This window comes from Candidatus Atelocyanobacterium thalassa isolate ALOHA (assembly GCF_000025125.1).
Classification (GTDB): Bacteria; Cyanobacteriota; Cyanobacteriia; order Cyanobacteriales; family Microcystaceae; genus Atelocyanobacterium; species Atelocyanobacterium thalassae.
The window spans coordinates 135,197-153,241 of the sequence record NC_013771.1 but is presented as its reverse complement, the minus strand read 5'-3'; the positions used below and the strand labels follow the sequence as shown (position 1 = coordinate 153,241).

Here is an 18,045-nt window from a genome sequence, read left to right as displayed (position 1 = left end):
CTTTTACTTAATGTGTTAGGCTGAGCATCTGTAATTATTTTAGTCTAAATTATTAACAAATTAGATTGCTAAAGCTACAATTAAAAAATCAGACAATAGCATTTGATTTTTAAATCTTTATGACTACTTCTGCCGATTTCCTTTCTAAATTAAATCATTCTCAACGTTGTGCTGTAGAACATTTTTGTGGTCCTCTTCTAGTTATTGCAGGAGCTGGATCAGGTAAAACACGTGCACTTACTTATAGGATCGCAAACTTAATTATTTACAATAAAGTTAATCCTGAATCTATTCTTGCTGTAACGTTTACAAATAAAGCAGCAAAAGAAATGAAAGATCGACTTGATAAGCTGCTTGCTCAAGAAATTTCTTCAAAAAATTATAAACAACCGTTTGATTCTCTGTCAGAATTTAATCAAAAAAAACTACTTTCCTTTATTTATAAAAAAACTACAAAACAATTATGGATAGGTACTTTTCATAGTTTGTGCGCAAGGATTCTGCGTTACGATATCAATAAATATCAAGATAGTAAGAAAAGAAAGTGGGATAGAAATTTTTCTATTTTTGATGAATCTGATGTTCAAAATATTTTAAAAAATATAATCTTAAAACAATTTAATTTAGATGAAAAAACTTTTAATCCTAGAGCAATTCGCTACGCTATAAGTAGTGCTAAAAATTTAGGTTTGTCTCCTGAAGAATATTTAAAAGAGCACTCTTACTCAAAAGGACGCGTTATTGCAGAAATTTATGACGAATATCAAACTCAACTTGCTGAAAATAATGCCCTAGATTTTGATGATTTAATTTTAATTCCAGTATGCTTATTTCAAGATAATAAGTCTGTTTTAGGTTATTGGCATTCTCAGTTTAAGCACATTCTAGTTGACGAATATCAGGATACAAACAGAATTCAATATACGTTAATACAATTATTAACAACAAATGGAAAAATAAATAAGAATAGCTGGAATTGGAAAAATCGGTCCATTTTTGTCGTAGGAGATGCAGATCAATCTATTTATAGTTTTCGGATGGCTGATTTTACAATTTTGCTCAATTTTCAGGCTGAATTTGGAGATGGTTTGCCAGATGACGACACTAAAACTATGATAAAACTGGAAAATAATTATAGATCAACAGAAAATATATTAGTCGCAGCCAATAATCTCATATATAAGAATAGTCAACGTATTGATAAAACTCTTAAAGCAACAAGAGGCAAAGGCGAAAAAATTTATTGTTATAAAGCAGATGACGAACATATAGAAGCAGAGTTTGTCATTAGTAAAATCCAGGAACTAATAAGTATAAATTCTGAATTAAGTTGGAAAGACATTGCTTTTTTGTATAGAGTTAATTCTCAATCTAGACCATTTGAAGATATTTTGGTCCGTAAAAGCATTCCTTATACTATTGTAGGAGGATTTAAATTTTATGATCGTCAAGAAATTAAAGATTCGGTAGCATATTTACGCTTAATTGTTAACCCCTATGATACTGTAAGTCTTTTAAGAGTTATCAACTCTCCTCGTCGTGGTATTGGAAAAACAACTATTGACTTGTTATTAAAAGCCTCTCAAGAACTAAAAACTTCCTTATGGGAAATACTTATTGACGAGACTTCTGTGAAAACTTTAACAGGAAAATCTTCAAAAGCAGTTCTTAATTTTGTACATATGATTAAAAAATTACAAGAAAAATCAACTGAGTTAGTATCTACGGATATTTTTAATCAAGTAATGCAGAAATCAGGATATATAGATGATTTAAAAAGAAAGGAAACAGAAGAGTCAGATAATAGATTAGAAAATCTTCAAGAACTATATAATGCTATGAATCAATATCGAGAGGAAAATAATGATCCTAGTTTACAAGGCTATTTAACTAATGCATCTCTTGCTTCTGATTTAGATAATTTAGAAAATGAAAACAATAAAGTATCTCTTATGACATTACATTCTGCAAAAGGGTTAGAATTTCCTGTTGTTTTTTTAGTAGGCTTGGAACAAGGAACTTTGCCACATATTCGTAGCCTTAATAATCCTCTGTCTTTAGAAGAAGAAAGACGTTTATGCTATGTAGGAATAACTCGTGCACAAGAAAAGTTATTTATAACCTATGCTAGGGAACGATCCGTATGGGGATCAAAAGAAACTAAAATCGTTTCACAGTTTTTGGAGGAAATTCCTCAAAATTTAATAGATAACCATACAAATATAATTCCTGAAAAATCTTCATGGAAAAAGAACAACTCTATGGACAATAATACTAAATGGGCAGTTGGTGACCATTTAGTACACTATAGTTTTGGAGAGGGTGAAGTCACACATGTTTTAGGATCAGAAAAAAAAGTGAATCTAGCTATTAAATTTAAAAATTTGGGAAGAAAAATCATTGATCCTAGTACAAATTCAGTTACTAAAATTTTCTAGTAAAGATAATTGCACTTTAAATATAACAACTTACCATATAGACATATGATTTTTAATATAATTACATTAATCAATACTATTGATTAATGTAATTATAGTAAGTTCTGGAGAACAGAAAAATCTTCCTGGTGAATATGTTCCTAACCCTCGATTTACATATAGTTTATTCTTACCTATACTATGCAATCCCAAACCCCATTTCCAATTTTTTACAATACTTAAGCTATATTTAGCTAAAGGAAAATATCTTTGTAACTTACGAGGAATTCTTTTATGTATTTTTTGAAATAACATTAAACATGGTCCAAAACCTGGAATGATAATCTGTCCGCCATGAGTATGCCCTGATAACTGTAAATCAACACGCCATTTTTTTAAAATACTTGCTGTATCAGGATTGTGGGATAGAACTAATCGAGGCTGTGATGGAGATAATTTTTGCATAACAGCTTCAGGATTAAATTCTTGCGACCAATAATCTGCTAATCCTACTATTGGTAAATATTCTCCTAAAGGGTAAGCAATTTCATTACAAAGAACTTTAATATCTACATGACTGAATGCTTGTGTTATGAATTTTTTCTCGTTTTCATGTAAAGTATCATGGTTTCCTAAAACTGCATAAACTCCTTTTTTGCTTGTTAATAAATTTAGCTGTGAAGCCAATTTATTAACAGAATTAGTTGAGTTAGTAATATAATCTCCTGTTAACAAGATAAGATCTGGTTTTTCTGCATTACTTAGTTGGATTGCTTTCATAAGTAATGAAGTAGAAAGAGAAATTCCATCGTAATGAAAATCTGATAATTGGATAATTTTTACTTGGTTTAGAGAATGAGGTAAACCTGTAATTGGAATTGTAATTTTCTCAATATTGAGAAAATTTTTATAAAATTGAATAAGCATAATTTTATATCCTCTATGATTTATCTTAAAACATGGTGAGACACCATAAAATTATTGCAGTAATCAACAAAGATAAAATTCCCATAATACCTGCTAAAGGTTTTTGCTTAACTCCGACTATATAGTTACCTGCTGAGTCTGTATATGTAATTAATTTTGCAGATTCTAATAAAGATATTCCAAGAATCCATCCTGCATGTAATCCCCAAGGCATGCCCAGGCTACCATAGAACCATTTTGCTTCTGTTAAGACCATACCCATTAACCATAGTCCGGGTAATTGAGGAATAGTTTCTTCTCTTTCCCAAATTAAGTGAAGTAACATAAAAACTACATTACAAATAATAGCTGCTATTAATATATTATGATCATCTTCTAAAATTGTTTGTATCAATCCTCTAAAAACCAATTCTTCTGTCAATCCTATCCATAGAACTAAACTTAGAGTAGGTAATAAGATTTTCTTTAATATAGCTTTATTTTCGAAATTCCATTTTAGATAATTAAACTTCTCTTCTATTTTAAATAAAATTATTAAACTCAATAAAGCTTATAAATAAGCCTAGAAAAAAATCAATTAAAAATTTATAGTTGAGAACTAATCCATAATTAGCTAAAGATTTATCATCTAAAATTAATATTAAAAATATTAAGACAGGAACTAGTAAATATAAAGAACTCAGTAGTAATATTTTTTGATTAGGTTTTAATGGTTCAAGTGGTTTCCAAACAATCTTTTTACTTACAAAAATAGCAATAGGTAGCCAGATAATAAACCAAGTGAGTATTAAGAGAGTAATTTTAATCTCACTGGGAAAAGTCTTAAAAGATATCGATAATTGTTCAATGAAGAGGGAAGATGATACCACTTCCCATTTAATACGATTTAGAATAAAGCCTAAGCTATCTTGTACTGCTCTTAATAACATTGTGGAGCGTATTTATAGATTAATTTTTTATTCACAATAACACATACTATTTTTGGAGACATATCTCAAAATTTAGATATTAAGCATTCTTTTTCGTTCCTTAGTCATTAATCCTATTTATTGTCTAAGGCTAATGACTATCTTCTTTTATCCTAGTTAACAATATCATCTACATTTATTGAGATTGAAAATAATTTAAGTAACATCTTTTTCTTCAACCTCAACTTGTTTTAGATGAATATGTTTATAACCAAGTTTGATCTCAAATTCATCACCGGGTTTTAGTCCCATTTGTTCGGTATAAGTAGAACCAATAACAATTTGACCATTTTTGTGAACGCTAACACGAAATGTAGGTTCACGTCCTCGTCCATCTTTGTTAGAGCCAGGCTCTAAGGGAACTCCTTTAGCTCCTAAAACTGCATCGTAAAAATCAGTTAAATTAACACGAATTTGTCCGTCTTTTGTTACTGAATAGTATCCACACTCTTTAGCAGTTTCTCTTCGAGGTTTATGTGATAATTCTTTTACCTTTTGAAGTAAGGCTTTTCCCATTAAGGGAGTAGAATTTGCATTGGTCATATTTTCTCAATGTCCTTTGAATGTGCATTAGTGATAGCTAGTGATTAATATAATTAATCACTAGCTATCATATCAAAAATATAACTTTAAATCTTTAAATTCAAATAAAAAAAATACATAATTATCAACTTAATATTCTTCTCTTTAAAGAATCAAAATAAATATAGGTAGCTTAACCATATAATTAAGTTTTTATTTTGATTCTTCAATAATACTAGTAACTGAGTTAACAAATAAAAAGAATAAAATTTATTTTAAGAATTCTAAAACCTCACCCTAGACATAGATCTCTGGAATATTAGGAAAGTAAAAAAAACTTTCAAAACGATAAAATAAAAAGTAAGATAAATAACACTTAACTTTTTCTCAAGCTACTTTTATTACTGCTGTACAATACTTTTATAAACCCTATAATGGAGCATTGTTAGAATTCTATACTCAATACTTAAAACTTAATGGAATAAAATTGAGTTAGCTGTACTTTAAAACTTAATTTGTTTAAAGAGATATTACAAGTTTTTAAAATAAGATAGGTTGTCAAATTTCATAAATAACATCTAATCTATGTTTAATAATTTAATACATTATTGAAATTTTAATGCTACAAGTTATTTTTAAAAAGTAAAGATATGTAGTATTTCAACCTAGGAAGGTAAATTAACTTTTTTGAGTAAATTAATTCTGTAAAACTGAGGTATTTGTAAGTAATTTTATTTTTAAAACTAAAAACTTTAAATATTTTTATAAATGATTGTGCAAAATGATAAAAATTATTGCCTAAGTAATTCTTAGTAGCTCATTGTTCAAAATGTAGAATATATTACGTTGTCTAAACTATGTTTGCTTTCTAGAAATTATTGTATAGAAATATTTGGTTTAACTAATTAAAAATTATGCGTATCTGTACTTTAATTTTATATGATTATTATTCGCTTAATATTTATCATACTTTCCCAGTATTTTATATTTAGATGTTTAATACTTCCTTAACTTATTTTTATTGGCTCAGTACCTCTATTCATGTTGTTACATCAACATGATATTATTAACAATGACTCGCTATAAAGCTTTTTCTAACACGATAGATAAAGTAGTAAGGAATATTTAATAATTTGCAATTATTGTATTCTCTTACGAAGCTCACTTAGAATTACAAACTTAAATTAGCTTTGATTTTAAAGATAGGCTAACTTTTAGTTAAATAAAAACCTGTAACTGTATGCAATCAACCAGGTCTATTTCTCAAGCTTCTGATACGGAAACAATTCAGACAGATTTTATGAAGGATTACTATCAGTTGCAGCGTACGCTTATGTTGCTAAGTATAGTACTTACAATAATCATCTTCACATGTGTCTGGATATTTCATTCCTTGCTTTTGGCTCTTAATTACTTACTAGGAGCTCTTGTAGGAATCGTTTATCTAAAAATATTAGCGAAAGAAGTAGAGAAAGTTGGAACCTCACAGCAAAAACTAGGTAAAAAAGGATTAATTCTAATTGCAGCTATGATCATCGTGGCTAGTCAATGGCAAAAACTTTACATTGTCCCAGTCTTCTTGGGATTTTTGACTTATAAGATCGCCATAATTGCTTATACCATACAGAATGTAATGGTTCCAGCACAAAAGAGCGATTAAGATTCCATTCAGTGACCAGATTTGGTAAATTCTACCCAATGACAATGTTACATGGTTTACACATTTCAAACACCTTATCCCTTGCTGCCTTAGAAGTTGGTAAGCACTGGTACTGGGAAATTGGCAATCTGAGGTTACATGGGCAAGTATTTCTTGCTTCCTGGTTTGTCATCGCCCTATTGGTTATTGCATCTTTATCTGCAACTCGTAATATTCAACGAGTTCCTAGTGGGATGCAAAATTTTATGGAGTATGTTTTAGAATTTCTACGAGATTTGGCTAAGAACCAACTCGGAGAAAAACATTATAGACAATGGTTACCCTTCATTGGGACACTGTTTTTGTTTATTTTTGTTTCTAATTGGTCAGGAGCTTTAATTCCATGGAAACTTATAGAAATTCCAGAGGGTGAATTAGCTGCTCCTACTAATGACATTAATACAACTGTTGCATTAGCACTTTTAACTTCCTTAGCTTACTTTTACGCAGGTCTTAGTAAAAAAGGTTTAGGTTATTTTGCTAACTATATTCAGCCTATTCCTATTCTGTTACCTATTAAAATCTTAGAAGACTTTACCAAGCCTCTTTCTTTGAGTTTTCGTCTATTTGGTAATATCTTAGCTGATGAGCTAGTAGTAGGAGTACTTGTATTTCTTGTTCCTCTGCTAGTGCCATTACCATTAATGGCACTAGGACTTTTCACTAGTGCGATTCAAGCTTTAGTATTTGCCACCCTAGCCGGAGCTTATATACATGAAGCAATCGAATCAGAAGAGGAAGAAGAACACTAATAAGAGTAAGGTCTTGGCTAAGCAGACTGTTAAAAAGAAAAATATCTGTTAAGCAAAAATGACCAAAACGTAAGACAATAGACAGAGGAGATGGATATAAAGTTTCCATCATTAACTCAGATTCTTACTTATTGGGAGTTTATAGAGACAGAATTGAATATTTTAGTCTTGCTTCAAAACTTATACTCCTAAGTTATTTAAGTTGACAATTAGCTCGTAATTTGTTTCATCAATAAAATCGAGGAAGAATTAACATGGATTCTACTATTGCTGCCGCTTCTGTTATCGCTGCTGCCCTAGCTGTTGGTTTAGCTGCTATTGGACCTGGTATAGGTCAGGGTAACGCTTCAGGTCAAGCTGTTTCTGGGATTGCTCGTCAGCCAGAAGCTGAAGGAAAAATTCGTGGAACTCTACTTTTAACTTTAGCTTTTATGGAATCTTTGACCATCTATGGTCTAGTAATTTCTCTTGTTCTCTTATTTGCTAATCCCTTCATTTAGGATTTAGTCGGTTAATAGAGGTAGCTACATGGCTGCCTCTCAATCATAAAATAAAAGACCTAGTTGAGTAAGTTATGTTTGATTTTGACGCAACTTTGCCAGTTATGGCATTGCAATTTATCCTATTAGTAATTATTCTAAACGCCACTTTTTATAAGCCTCTTAATGAGGTACTAGATAAACGAGCTGACTATATCCGTCAGCAAGAAATAGGTGGAAAAGAGCATTTAGAGAAAGCTAGAGAACTGGCTGCCCAGTACGAACAACAATTATCAGAGACAAGAAAGAAGTCTCAAGAGGTTGTTATTTCTGCTCAATCAGAGGCTAAAAAAATTGCCAGTGAAGCAATTGTTATTGCTCAACAAGAAGCCCAAATTAAGAAAGAAGCTGTTGCTAAAGAGATTGCGCAACAGCGCCAAGATGCCCTAAAAGTTCTAGAAAAACAGGTTGACATATTAAGTCATCAAATTTTAGAAAAACTTTTAGGTCCAAAGTTAATCAAGTAACGACGCCGTCCTTTGGGTGATAAACCGGTATGATCGATTCTTTATTATTAGTTGCTGAAAGTCACGCTGAAAGTGGCCCCTTAATTGGGTTTCATTTCGATTTTTTGGAAAGTAACATTTTCAATCTAGCCATTCTTGTTGGTATCTTAGTATTTTATGGAAGTAAGATTATAAAAGATACCCTCGCTGAAAGGCACAATTCCATAGCTCTGTCTATTCAAGAAGCTGAAAAGAAACAACAGCAAGCAATTACTTCTTTAGCTCAAGAAGAAAAAAGATTAGCTCAAGCTCAAATTGAAGCAGAAAGAATTCATAAAGCTGCTCAAGAGAGGGCTGTAGCTATTAAAGCTGAAATCTTGGCACAGAACGAAAAAGACATTGCACGTCTTAAGGAAACTGCTGCTGCGGATCTTTCATCTGAGCAAGAACGAGTAATTGCGCAGTTAAAAAAACAAATTGCAGAACAAGCTATTGTTAAAGCAGAGGAGCAATTGAAATCTAAAGTTGATAATAATGTTCAACAAACACTTATTAACCGTAATATTGATCGGTTAGGAGGTTCGTAGTGAAAGGATCACTAGTTAATGCAGAAATTGCAGAGCCCTATGCTCAAGCTATGATGTCTATTGCCGAATCCCATAAAATCACAAGATTAGTTGAACAAGACTGTAAAACCGTCTTGCAGATTCTGAAAGATTCCTCGGAGCTAAGAGCTTTCATTAGCTCTCCTGTTATTAAAGATGAGGATAAAAAGTCTGTACTAAACAAGATACTTGGGAAAAATACTCATCAATATTTCCGTAATTTTGTGATGCTTCTAATAGAAAAGCGTAGAATCGCTTTACTTGAAGCTACTTGTCAAAGATATATAGATTTGGCAAGAAAATTAACTAACACTGTTCTCGCTAAAGTGACTGTTACAACTGAAATAAGCGAGGAGCAGCGTTCTGCCATTAGCGATAAAATTAAAGGTTTGACTGGGGCTGAATCAGTAGAAATGGAGATAGGTAAGGATCCTGACTTAATTGGAGGATTCATTATCAAAATTGGCTCCCAAGTATTTGATGCTAGTCTTCGAGGTCAGTTACGGCGCATAAGCGTAAGTCTTAGCGGAACCTTATAATTTTCTCTCATTGTAGTTCATTCAATTGTTAAAAAACCCCATTATGGTTAGTATCAGACCTGACGAAATTAGTAGTATTATTCGCCAACAAATTGAATCTTATGATCAAAGTGTTCAAGTCTCCAATGTAGGAACTGTTCTTCAGGTTGGAGATGGGACTGTTCGGATACATGGCTTAGAGCAAGCTATGGCAGGAGAATTGTTGGAATTTGAAGACGGAACGATTGGGATTGCTCTTAACTTAGAAGAAGATAACGTTGGGGCCGTTTTAATGGGGACCGGCTTAGATATTCAGGAAGGTAGTACTGTTAAAGCTACTGGAAAAATTGCCCAAGTTCCTGTAGGGGAAGCTATGGTTGGTCGGGTGGTTGACTCTTTAGGTCGTCCAATTGACGGTAAAGGAGATATTAAGGCATCAGAATATAGATTAATTGAGTCTACTGCTCCTGGCATTATTGCTAGAAAATCAGTATGTGAGCCTTTACAAACTGGAATTACAGCTATTGATGCAATGATTCCTATTGGTAGAGGACAACGGGAATTAATCATTGGTGATCGTAAAACAGGAAAAACTGCTATTGCGATTGACACCATAATCAACCAAAAATCTGAAGATGTAATTTGTGTTTATGTTGCGATTGGACAAAAAGCTTCTACCGTAGCACAAGTCATTGGAGTTTTGGAAGAAAAAGGTGCAATGGACTACACTATAGTAGTTGCAGCCAATGCGAATGATCCTGCTACTCTACAATATCTCGCACCTTACACAGGAGCAAGTTTAGCAGAATTTTTCATGTATAAAGGAAAACATACCTTAGTTATTTATGATGATTTGACAAAACAAGCACAGGCTTATCGTCAATTATCTTTATTATTACGTCGTCCACCAGGAAGAGAAGCTTATCCTGGCGATGTTTTCTACATTCATTCTCGCCTGTTAGAAAGAGCAGCTAAACTTAGTCCAGAACTTGGTGAAGGTAGTATGACCGCTCTACCTGTAATTGAAACTCAGGCTGGAGATGTGTCAGCATATATTCCAACCAATGTAATTTCTATTACAGATGGACAAATATTTCTTTCCAGCGATTTATTCAACTCAGGCTTCCGTCCTGCTATTAACGCAGGTATCTCTGTTAGTAGAGTTGGATCCGCTGCTCAGACAAAAGCGATGAAGCAGGTTGCAGGTAAATTAAAGTTAGAGTTAGCTCAGTTTGCAGAACTAGAAGCTTTTTCTCAGTTTGCGTCTGATCTTGATGCAGCAACTCAATCTCAGCTTGCACGGGGTCAAAGATTACGCCAAATTTTAAAGCAATCTGAAAACTCTCCTCTTGCTGTTTGGGAACAAGTATCTATCGCCTATGCTGGTTTGAATGGTCATATTGATGAGATACCAGTAGAGAAAGCTCTGGAATTTTCTATTGGGTTAAGAGAATACATAGCTAGTAGCAAGCCTAAATACGTTGAAATTGTCAAAGGTGAGAAAAAACTTACCGATGAAGCAGAAAAATTGCTAAAAGAAGCAATTGCAGAATACAAACAAGCGTTTGCTGCTTAATTAAGTAAGGGTAAACTCAATGTTTACCTTTACTTAAAAGCTAAAACATTAGCTGAAGATCCAAAATGATGAGAGTCCGATAAATAATTACTAAATATTATGGCTAATCTTAAAGCTATCCGAGATCGTATTGACTCGGTCAAAAATACCAAAAAAATTACTGAAGCCATGCGTTTGGTGGCAGCAGCCAAAGTTCGCCGTGCTCAAGAGAGAGTTGTTTCTACTAGGCCTTTCGCTAATATTTTAGCTAATGTTCTTTACAATTTACTAAATCGTCTGAAATATGGGGATGTTGATTTATCTCTATTAAAACAGAGAGCAGTAAAAACTGTAGCGATTGTAGTAATTTCAGGAGATCGAGGATTATGTGGAGGCTATAATAGCTACGTTATCCGTCGAGCAGAGAAACGCATTAAGGAATTGCAAGATAAAGGAATCAATCCCTGCTTGATAACCATCGGACGTAAATCTACTCAATATTTCTCAAAACGTAAAATATCTGTAAAGGCTAAATACATAGGTTTGGAGCAAATTCCCACAAGTGATGACGCAATGCCTATTGCTGATGAGTTAATATCATTATTTCTATCAGAAACTGTAGACCGAGTTGAACTAGTTTATACTCGTTTTGTTTCTTTGATTAACTCTAGTCCAGTTGTACAAACCTTAGCTCCTTTAAATTTACAAGGCTTAGAACCTGAAGACGATGAGATTTTTCGTTTAATAACTCGTGAAGGTGAATTTCAAGTTGAACGACAAACAATAGAGAAACCTGTTCATAACTTGTCTCAAGACATGATTTTTGAACAAGATCCAGTTCAAATTTTAGATGCTTTATTGCCTTTATATATTAATAACCAGTTGCTCAGAGCACTACAGGAATCAGCTGCTAGTGAATTGGCAGCCAGGATGACTGCGATGAGTAATGCTAGTGAGAATGCTACTCAACTAGCTGGGTCTCTAACAATGTCATACAATAAGGCTCGTCAAGCATCAATCACTCAGCAATTAATGGAAGTAGTTGCTGGAGCAAATGCATTATAGACTATATTTAGAATCTATAATATTGAAAGTATAAGGCATTTAGAATTATTCTAAACGCCTTTTTATTTTAATTAATAGATGGAAATAAATTACTCAAAATACTTTATCTAACCAGAAAATAGAAACTTTAAAAGTGTCATTTTTATAATAATCTGAATCTTATTTTTAATAATTAAAGTAAGGGAATATTTATTTTGTATGGCAAATAGATTAAATATATACTTAATTTTTTATTAATAGTAAATACTCCATAAATAAATTTGGTACTTAAAATTAAAAAGCTTGAAATCAAAAACTAAAGATTTCGTGACGAACTCTTTTAGGAGAAAAAAAAATTGTAATAGATTTTAGGTGTAAGAAATTGATAAAAAATCTTGATTTTCGCAATATTAATACTTTATGGTCTTCTATAATTGCAGAAACCTTATCTAATTTAGGCTTAAAAACGGCTATTATTTGTCCTGGATCTCGTTCAACTCCTCTTACTGTAGCATTCGCCAATCACCCTAAAATAGAAACCATACCAATTTTGGATGAGAGATCAGCATCTTTTTTCGCATTAGGTATAGCAAAGCGTTCTCGTCTACCTGTTGTTTTAATTTGTACTTCGGGAACAGCGGGAGCAAATTTTTATCCAGCTGTTATTGAAGCCAGGGAAAGTAAAACTGCGCTAATAATCTTAACAGCTGATCGTCCTCCAGAATTGAGGGATTGCCATGCTGGACAAGCAATTGATCAAGTTAAACTATATGGTAGTTATTGTAATTGGTATACTGAGTTATCTTTACCTCTCATAGAAATAAAACTATTAAGTTATTTAAGACAAACCATAATTTCTTCCTGGAACAAATCTTTTCTTCCTAATAAAGGTGTTGTTCATATAAACTGTCCTTTCCGTGAACCTTTAGCACCATTCACTCAACCAGAAATTGAGTTACTCTCCTTTAAGAAATATTTTAAGGACTTTTTTTTAGATATTAATGAAGATAGTAGAGTATCTTCAAGCAATTACTGTAAATTTGACATATTTAATTATTTAAATAAATGGAGATCTATTAAAAAAGGAATTATTATTGCAGGAGTAAATAATTCTACAAATCCATCTCTTTACTGTAAAAATATTGCTTTTATTTCTAGATTTTTAAATTATCCAATTCTGGCAGAAGCTTTGTCTCCGTTAAGAAATTTTGCAAATAAAAATCCTAATTTAATTAATACTTACGATGTCATTTTATGTAATCCAAAACTAAAGGAATCTCTAAAACCAGATATAGTAATTCAGTTTGGACAGTTTCCTACCAGCAAAAGACTACGAAAATGGTTAGAACAAACTCAAGCTCGATATTGGTTAATTGATAGCTCTTCAGATAACTTTGATCCACTTCACAATCATAGTTTTTCAATTTATTCTTCTGTTGAAAATTTAGATCTAAGAAATATAAAAAATACTATGTCTACAAAATCAAACTCAGAATATTTGAAAAGATGGAAAATAATAAATGATAATGTTAACAAAAATATTCAGTCAACTTTTACTGGAATAGATTTAATGTTGCAAGCAAAATTACCTTTTATCCTTTCTACGATATTACCTCTCCAGACTAATATCTTTATTGCTAATAGTATGTCGGTGCGTTATGCAGAATCTTTTTGGTTTCCTAACAACAAAGAATTAATACCATATTTTAACCGAGGTGCTAATGGAATAGAAGGCACTTTGTCCAGTGCCTTAGGGATGGCTCAAAATAGCAGCAACAACATTCTAGTTACTGGAGACTTAGCTCTTTTACACGATACAAACGGGTTCCTTGTTAGTAAAAAATTTAAAGGACATTTGACTATTATTTTAATAAATAACAATGGAGGAGGTATTTTTGAAATGTTACCCATTTCTAAGGATAAACTCTTGTTTGAAGATTATTTTGCAACTCCCCAAAATATTGATTTTGCAAAACTTTGTAACACTTATGATATTCAACATATTAATATTCAAGATTGGCGACATCTACAAGAATTACTAAATCCTTTACCTACTTTTGGAGTACGTGTTTTAGAACTAACTATCAAACGAGAAGAAGATGCTAGTTGGTTTCAAAATAATATTTCTAAATTTACAGATTAAATTTAAAAATATTCTTTAGTAGTGAATAAATTATAGAAAAATATCCTAAGTCAATATTAGAATATGAAAAACTTATAAACTGTGTAGTAATTAATATTATTTTGAATATTTATTTAACCATTTGAACTGGCATCACTAAGTATGTCATTTTCAAACCACCTAAAGGATTAAAAATTACTGGTTTATTTCCTTCGTTAAGTTGCATTTTTATTTCTTTAGTTGATAGAGCTTTTAAACCATCCATTAAGTACTTGATATTGAAAGCTATATCACCACTTTCTCCTGTTATTTTTGCTTCAATTGATTCTTCAGCACTACCCAGATCTTGAGTCTCTACAGATAAAAGAATAATTTGTTTTTTATTATTAAAGACACATTTTACTAAATTATTTTTTTGACTTGCTAAAACAGCCACTCTCTCAAGACTATTTAAGAAATTTTTTCTATCTAAACTTATAACATGCTCAAACTTTTGTGGTATCAGCATACTATATTTTGGATAATTTCCATCCAATTTACGAATAGTTAACTTCTGTTTTCCTAAATAAAATATGACTTGCAGATCATCTATTTGCAATTGAATAACTTCAAAATCATTATTATTATGAATAATTTTCTCTAATTCTCTCAAAGCTTTTGCAGGAATTGTAACTGAAAATTCATTTGAATTTTTAGTTTTAAGAGTTTGTTCTTTCTTATTATCGATTTCTGAAGAGAACATAGCCTCTACTACTGATAATCTATGCCCATCTGTTGCAGCAAATTCTAAACTATCAGCAGTTCCCTTTAAATGAACTCCAGTTAGTACTTGTTTAAGTTCATCATTACTTGATGCAAACAATACACCTCTTAATCCTTCGGTTATCGTAATAGTAGGTAATTCAATAAAATCATCATTTTCAATCATTGGTAAAGGAGGAAATTCGTCCGCACTTATTGTTCTTATTTGAAACTTACCTGATGCTGATTTAAGATATAGTAAATTTGTCTGGTTATCTTTTGTCTCCTCACTTATAAGGCTTATTTCCCCTTCTGGTAATCGAGATACAATATCATTAAGTAATTTTGCTGGTAGAGTTGTTTGGCCTCCTTCACTGATATTAGCATCAAAGCTAGTTTCGATACCAAGACTTAGATCAAATGCAGTTAGGCTAATTTTTTGTTTTACGATATCTGCAACCATCAGGACATTTGCTAGAATAGGATGAGTAGGTCGAGTAGGAACTGCTCGACTAACCAGAGATAAGTTATTGCTAAAATCATTTTGGCTGCAAACAAATTTCATATTTAAATTAATTAGGTTAATTAAATGTAAATTATATTTTTAATTATTTTGTTCTTACTTATATTATATAACAACTGTCTTAATCATTAATTTATTGATTTTTACATGAATCATATCAAAAGAATTAGAAAAACTTTGAAACTAATATTTGTCTAAATAATATTTTCTTTTTACAATTAGATAGCTAAGCTTATAATCATATATCTTGAAAAAACGACTTGATATTCTTCTAGTAGAGAAAAACTTATACACTTCTCGTCAGCAAGCACAAAGATGCATTCGTGCTGGAGAAGTTAAAATTAATCAAAGAATTATTGACAAACCTGGGACAGAAATTAATATAAAAGCTGAAATTGAGGTAAAGATTAAACCTCCATATGTTTCGCGCGGAGGGAAAAAACTTGAAAAAGCTCTTAAAACTTTTCAGGTTTCTGTAGTGGATAGGATATGTCTTGATGGGGGTATTTCAACAGGAGGCTTTAGTGATTGTTTGTTACAGTCAGGGGCTCGTTTAGTATATGGAATAGATGTAGGATACGGACAAGTTGCTTGGTCATTAAGACAAAATAAAAGAATATTCTTAAAGGAAAGAACAAATATTCGTTATCTTACTCCTGATATTTTATACGAAAAAAATATCCAAGCTAACTTAGGAGTTGTAGATGTTTCTTTTATTTCGTTAACTAAAATTTTAGAACCTTTGTCAAGACTTTTGACTAGTCCAAAAGAGGTTATATTGCTTGTTAAACCACAATTTGAAGTTGGTAAATCTAAGATAGGAAAAAACGGAGTTGTTCGTGATTTAAAAGATCACTGCGAAGCAATTTGTAAAATAATAGAAGTTTCTTATGGTTTAGGATGGTTATATTGCGGATTAACTCATTCTCCTATTAAGGGTCCTGCAGGTAATACTGAGTATTTGCTATGGTTACGATCTGATTATGGTAGTCAGAATTATTTCTCAAATCAAGTTGAAGCAATATGTTCACAATATTTATAGTATATGCTGATGTGCCATCATATATTAATGACTTATAAAAAATATTTATATAAAACTGCAACTAAAAAAATTAAGCTTGTATTAATTAGATATGATATTCTGACGATCTTACCTTCGGGCCAACCTACTAATTCTAGATGGTGATGCAAAGGTGCCATCATTAGAAGTCTTTTTCCTTTCCCTTGACTATCTTTGGTCATCTTATAATAAGTAACTTGAATAATTACAGACAAAGATTCTATAAAAAAAATTCCACTGAGGATAAAAAGCTCCCAAAAATGACCACTTAAAATTCCTACTCCAGCAAGGGCTCCTCCCAAAGCTAGAGAGCCGGTATCTCCCATAAATACCTTAGCAGGATTGCTATTGTGAAGTAAAAAACCTAAACAACTTCCAGCGATACAAGCACAAAAGATACTGAGATCAGATGAAGTGTCTAAAATAATAATTCCTAGTCCTAAAAAAGTTAATGCTCCTGTTCCTCCGGCTAAGCCATCAATTCCGTCTGTAAGGTTAATTGCATTGCTTTCTGAAACTAATACAAAAACGGATAAGAACCAAAATAATATTCCTGCTTCTAAAATTATATTACCAGGCAATATAATTTCGTTCATTGTTATTATTTGAGTTGATTTTATCCATATACAAAAAACAATAGCTACTGTTATTTGCAAAAATAATTTTGTACGAGGAGAAAGTCCTAAATTTGATTGTCGTCTTAAAATATACCAATCATCAATCCACCCAATAGACATATAGGCTAGAGTTAGAAGAGATATGGTAATTGTTATAAGAGAGAAGTTAGACCATACTAAAGTTACTAAAATAGCGATTGGAATAAAAAATATTCCGCCCATTGTTGGAGTACCTGCCTTACTTAGATGTTTTTTAACACCATCTTCTTGTATGACTTGCTCTATTTTTAACCTTTTTAGTAGTGGAACTGCAATATAACCTAAAAGACTACTTATAAGCAGAGAAAGCCCTAATGGAAATGTCAAGATATGATGAAAATTTATATTCTTATTATCTAATATGACAAAACTTCCAACCAAAAGAACATTTATCAAAATAAGCAAAATCAATAGATTATTTGCTAATATTTTTTTTATAAGTATTGAAAAGGAGAATATTTTATTCACAGCTAAAGATTTGATATTTTAAACTTAAAAATAGATTGTGTAAGATCAGGAAAAGCAATTCCCTATCTATTTTAGCAACTTAGCTCTTATATACTAGTCATTGCTGTTCAAATTCAAATCCTCATCATCGTAATTTTCATCGACATCTATTAAATCAGAAATTTCTGCATCTTCTTCAGAAGTCGTCTTAATTTCTTCTTGCTCACGGTAGATTAAACGATTTGTTGCTTCTAACCAATTAATAATAGAAGAGTCTCTTTTAATGGGAATAACGGTGGCTGGCTCATATCGAGCTTCTTGGCTAATAGCTGGACTTTCAAAAAAGCTTTCTTTAGACATTAAGTTTAATTTAATAACTCAGATTAATTATATAACTCAGACTAATTATATTAACATTAGTTGAGAATACTGAAAACTAGTTTTATTTTTCTACAAGCTTAAATTCGCGTACAATCTTCTTGAACTATTGTTTTAGACATAATA

General features: G+C 31.6%; 18 protein-coding genes. 11 read left to right on the top strand and 7 right to left on the bottom strand.

What is annotated here, in order from left to right:
• The first annotated feature begins 119 nt into the window (after positions 1-119).
• Positions 120-2,438 (top strand): DNA helicase PcrA, encoded by a 2,319-nt coding sequence (gene pcrA, locus UCYN_RS00660; RefSeq protein ID WP_012953561.1) that lies wholly within the window; start codon positions 120-122, stop codon positions 2,436-2,438.
• A gap of 66 nt (positions 2,439-2,504) precedes the next feature.
• Here the strand turns inward: pcrA and UCYN_RS00655 are convergent, their stop codons facing one another.
• The 4 genes from UCYN_RS00655 to UCYN_RS00645 form a co-directional block, all read right to left on the bottom strand.
• Positions 2,505-3,344 (bottom strand): metallophosphoesterase, encoded by an 840-nt coding sequence (locus UCYN_RS00655; RefSeq protein WP_012953560.1) that lies wholly within the window; start codon positions 3,342-3,344, stop codon positions 2,505-2,507.
• A 25-nt stretch (positions 3,345-3,369) separates the two neighbouring features.
• Positions 3,370-3,888, bottom strand: coding sequence for a CPBP family intramembrane glutamic endopeptidase (locus tag UCYN_RS06175; RefSeq protein WP_012953559.1), 519 nt, complete (start codon positions 3,886-3,888; stop codon positions 3,370-3,372).
• The gene (locus UCYN_RS06170; RefSeq protein WP_012953558.1) at positions 3,866-4,273 is read right to left on the bottom strand and encodes a hypothetical protein; all 408 of its coding nucleotides are present in this window, start codon (positions 4,271-4,273) and stop codon (positions 3,866-3,868) included. The genes UCYN_RS06175 and UCYN_RS06170 overlap by 23 nt, the downstream gene beginning before the upstream one ends.
• Before the next feature lie 195 nt (positions 4,274-4,468).
• Positions 4,469-4,855: an AbrB family transcriptional regulator gene (locus tag UCYN_RS00645; RefSeq protein WP_012953557.1), complete on the bottom strand. Its 387-nt coding sequence runs from the start codon at positions 4,853-4,855 to the stop codon at positions 4,469-4,471.
• A 1,219-nt stretch (positions 4,856-6,074) separates the two neighbouring features.
• Between UCYN_RS00645 and UCYN_RS00640 the strand changes: the two genes are divergently transcribed.
• The 9 genes from UCYN_RS00640 (at position 6,075) to menD (ending at position 14,135) form a co-directional block, all read left to right on the top strand.
• Complete coding sequence (locus tag UCYN_RS00640) at positions 6,075-6,494, top strand: ATP synthase subunit I (RefSeq protein ID WP_012953556.1); 420 nt, start codon at positions 6,075-6,077, stop codon at positions 6,492-6,494.
• A 38-nt stretch (positions 6,495-6,532) separates the two neighbouring features.
• Positions 6,533-7,285: a F0F1 ATP synthase subunit A gene (gene atpB / locus UCYN_RS00635; protein ID WP_041487708.1), complete on the top strand. Its 753-nt coding sequence runs from the start codon at positions 6,533-6,535 to the stop codon at positions 7,283-7,285.
• 254 nt (positions 7,286-7,539) lie between these two features.
• Positions 7,540-7,785 (top strand): ATP synthase F0 subunit C, encoded by a 246-nt coding sequence (atpE, locus tag UCYN_RS00630; protein ID WP_012953554.1) that lies wholly within the window; start codon positions 7,540-7,542, stop codon positions 7,783-7,785.
• 74 nt (positions 7,786-7,859) lie between these two features.
• Positions 7,860-8,291, top strand: coding sequence for a F0F1 ATP synthase subunit B' (locus UCYN_RS00625; protein WP_012953553.1), 432 nt, complete (start codon positions 7,860-7,862; stop codon positions 8,289-8,291).
• A gap of 29 nt (positions 8,292-8,320) precedes the next feature.
• A complete protein-coding gene (locus UCYN_RS00620) occupies positions 8,321-8,857 on the top strand; it encodes a F0F1 ATP synthase subunit B (RefSeq protein ID WP_012953552.1) in 537 nt (178 codons plus the stop codon).
• On the top strand, positions 8,857-9,414 hold the full coding sequence (atpH, locus tag UCYN_RS00615) for an ATP synthase F1 subunit delta (protein ID WP_012953551.1): 558 nt from the start codon (positions 8,857-8,859) through the stop codon (positions 9,412-9,414). The genes UCYN_RS00620 and atpH overlap by 1 nt, the downstream gene beginning before the upstream one ends.
• Positions 9,415-9,457: 43 nt before the next feature.
• Complete coding sequence (gene atpA / locus UCYN_RS00610) at positions 9,458-10,969, top strand: F0F1 ATP synthase subunit alpha (protein WP_012953550.1); 1,512 nt, start codon at positions 9,458-9,460, stop codon at positions 10,967-10,969.
• A gap of 99 nt (positions 10,970-11,068) precedes the next feature.
• Entirely contained in the window at positions 11,069-12,013 is a 945-nt protein-coding gene (locus UCYN_RS00605) for a F0F1 ATP synthase subunit gamma (protein ID WP_012953549.1), read from the top strand.
• Between the two features lie 361 nt (positions 12,014-12,374).
• The gene (menD, locus tag UCYN_RS00600; protein ID WP_012953548.1) at positions 12,375-14,135 is read left to right on the top strand and encodes a 2-succinyl-5-enolpyruvyl-6-hydroxy-3-cyclohexene-1-carboxylic-acid synthase; all 1,761 of its coding nucleotides are present in this window, start codon (positions 12,375-12,377) and stop codon (positions 14,133-14,135) included.
• Between the two features lie 109 nt (positions 14,136-14,244).
• On the opposite strand, the gene dnaN is transcribed toward menD, so the two are convergent.
• On the bottom strand, positions 14,245-15,420 hold the full coding sequence (gene dnaN / locus UCYN_RS00595; RefSeq protein ID WP_012953547.1) for a DNA polymerase III subunit beta: 1,176 nt from the start codon (positions 15,418-15,420) through the stop codon (positions 14,245-14,247).
• A 202-nt stretch (positions 15,421-15,622) separates the two neighbouring features.
• On the opposite strand from dnaN, the gene UCYN_RS00590 reads away from it, so the two are divergent.
• Positions 15,623-16,420, top strand: coding sequence for a TlyA family RNA methyltransferase (locus tag UCYN_RS00590; RefSeq protein ID WP_041487707.1), 798 nt, complete (start codon positions 15,623-15,625; stop codon positions 16,418-16,420).
• A gap of 32 nt (positions 16,421-16,452) precedes the next feature.
• Here the strand turns inward: UCYN_RS00590 and mraY are convergent, their stop codons facing one another.
• Positions 16,453-17,553: a phospho-N-acetylmuramoyl-pentapeptide-transferase gene (gene mraY, locus UCYN_RS00585; protein ID WP_081440570.1), complete on the bottom strand. Its 1,101-nt coding sequence runs from the start codon at positions 17,551-17,553 to the stop codon at positions 16,453-16,455.
• Positions 17,554-17,655: 102 nt separating this feature from the next.
• Positions 17,656-17,901, bottom strand: a complete 246-nt coding sequence (locus UCYN_RS00580; protein WP_012953544.1) for a DUF3134 domain-containing protein — start codon at positions 17,899-17,901, stop codon at positions 17,656-17,658.
• Positions 17,902-18,045 lie beyond the last annotated feature (144 nt).

What these genes read in the sequence shown, in the direction of transcription:
- UCYN_RS00640 (WP_012953556.1), top strand. Translation starts at nt 6,075, where the DNA reads ATGCAATCAACCAGGTCTATTTCTCAAGCTTCTGATACGGAAACAATT.
- UCYN_RS06170 (WP_012953558.1), bottom strand. Translation starts at nt 4,273, where the DNA reads ATGTTATTAAGAGCAGTACAAGATAGCTTAGGCTTTATTCTAAATCGT.
- UCYN_RS00580 (WP_012953544.1), bottom strand. Translation starts at nt 17,901, where the DNA reads ATGTCTAAAGAAAGCTTTTTTGAAAGTCCAGCTATTAGCCAAGAAGCT.
- UCYN_RS00605 (WP_012953549.1), top strand. Translation starts at nt 11,069, where the DNA reads ATGGCTAATCTTAAAGCTATCCGAGATCGTATTGACTCGGTCAAAAAT.
- atpB (WP_041487708.1), top strand. Translation starts at nt 6,533, where the DNA reads ATGACAATGTTACATGGTTTACACATTTCAAACACCTTATCCCTTGCT.
- UCYN_RS00620 (WP_012953552.1), top strand. Translation starts at nt 8,321, where the DNA reads ATGATCGATTCTTTATTATTAGTTGCTGAAAGTCACGCTGAAAGTGGC.
- atpA (WP_012953550.1), top strand. Translation starts at nt 9,458, where the DNA reads ATGGTTAGTATCAGACCTGACGAAATTAGTAGTATTATTCGCCAACAA.
- pcrA (WP_012953561.1), top strand. Translation starts at nt 120, where the DNA reads ATGACTACTTCTGCCGATTTCCTTTCTAAATTAAATCATTCTCAACGT.
- UCYN_RS00645 (WP_012953557.1), bottom strand. Translation starts at nt 4,855, where the DNA reads ATGACCAATGCAAATTCTACTCCCTTAATGGGAAAAGCCTTACTTCAA.
- UCYN_RS00655 (WP_012953560.1), bottom strand. Translation starts at nt 3,344, where the DNA reads ATGCTTATTCAATTTTATAAAAATTTTCTCAATATTGAGAAAATTACA.
- UCYN_RS00625 (WP_012953553.1), top strand. Translation starts at nt 7,860, where the DNA reads ATGTTTGATTTTGACGCAACTTTGCCAGTTATGGCATTGCAATTTATC.
- dnaN (WP_012953547.1), bottom strand. Translation starts at nt 15,420, where the DNA reads ATGAAATTTGTTTGCAGCCAAAATGATTTTAGCAATAACTTATCTCTG.
- atpE (WP_012953554.1), top strand. Translation starts at nt 7,540, where the DNA reads ATGGATTCTACTATTGCTGCCGCTTCTGTTATCGCTGCTGCCCTAGCT.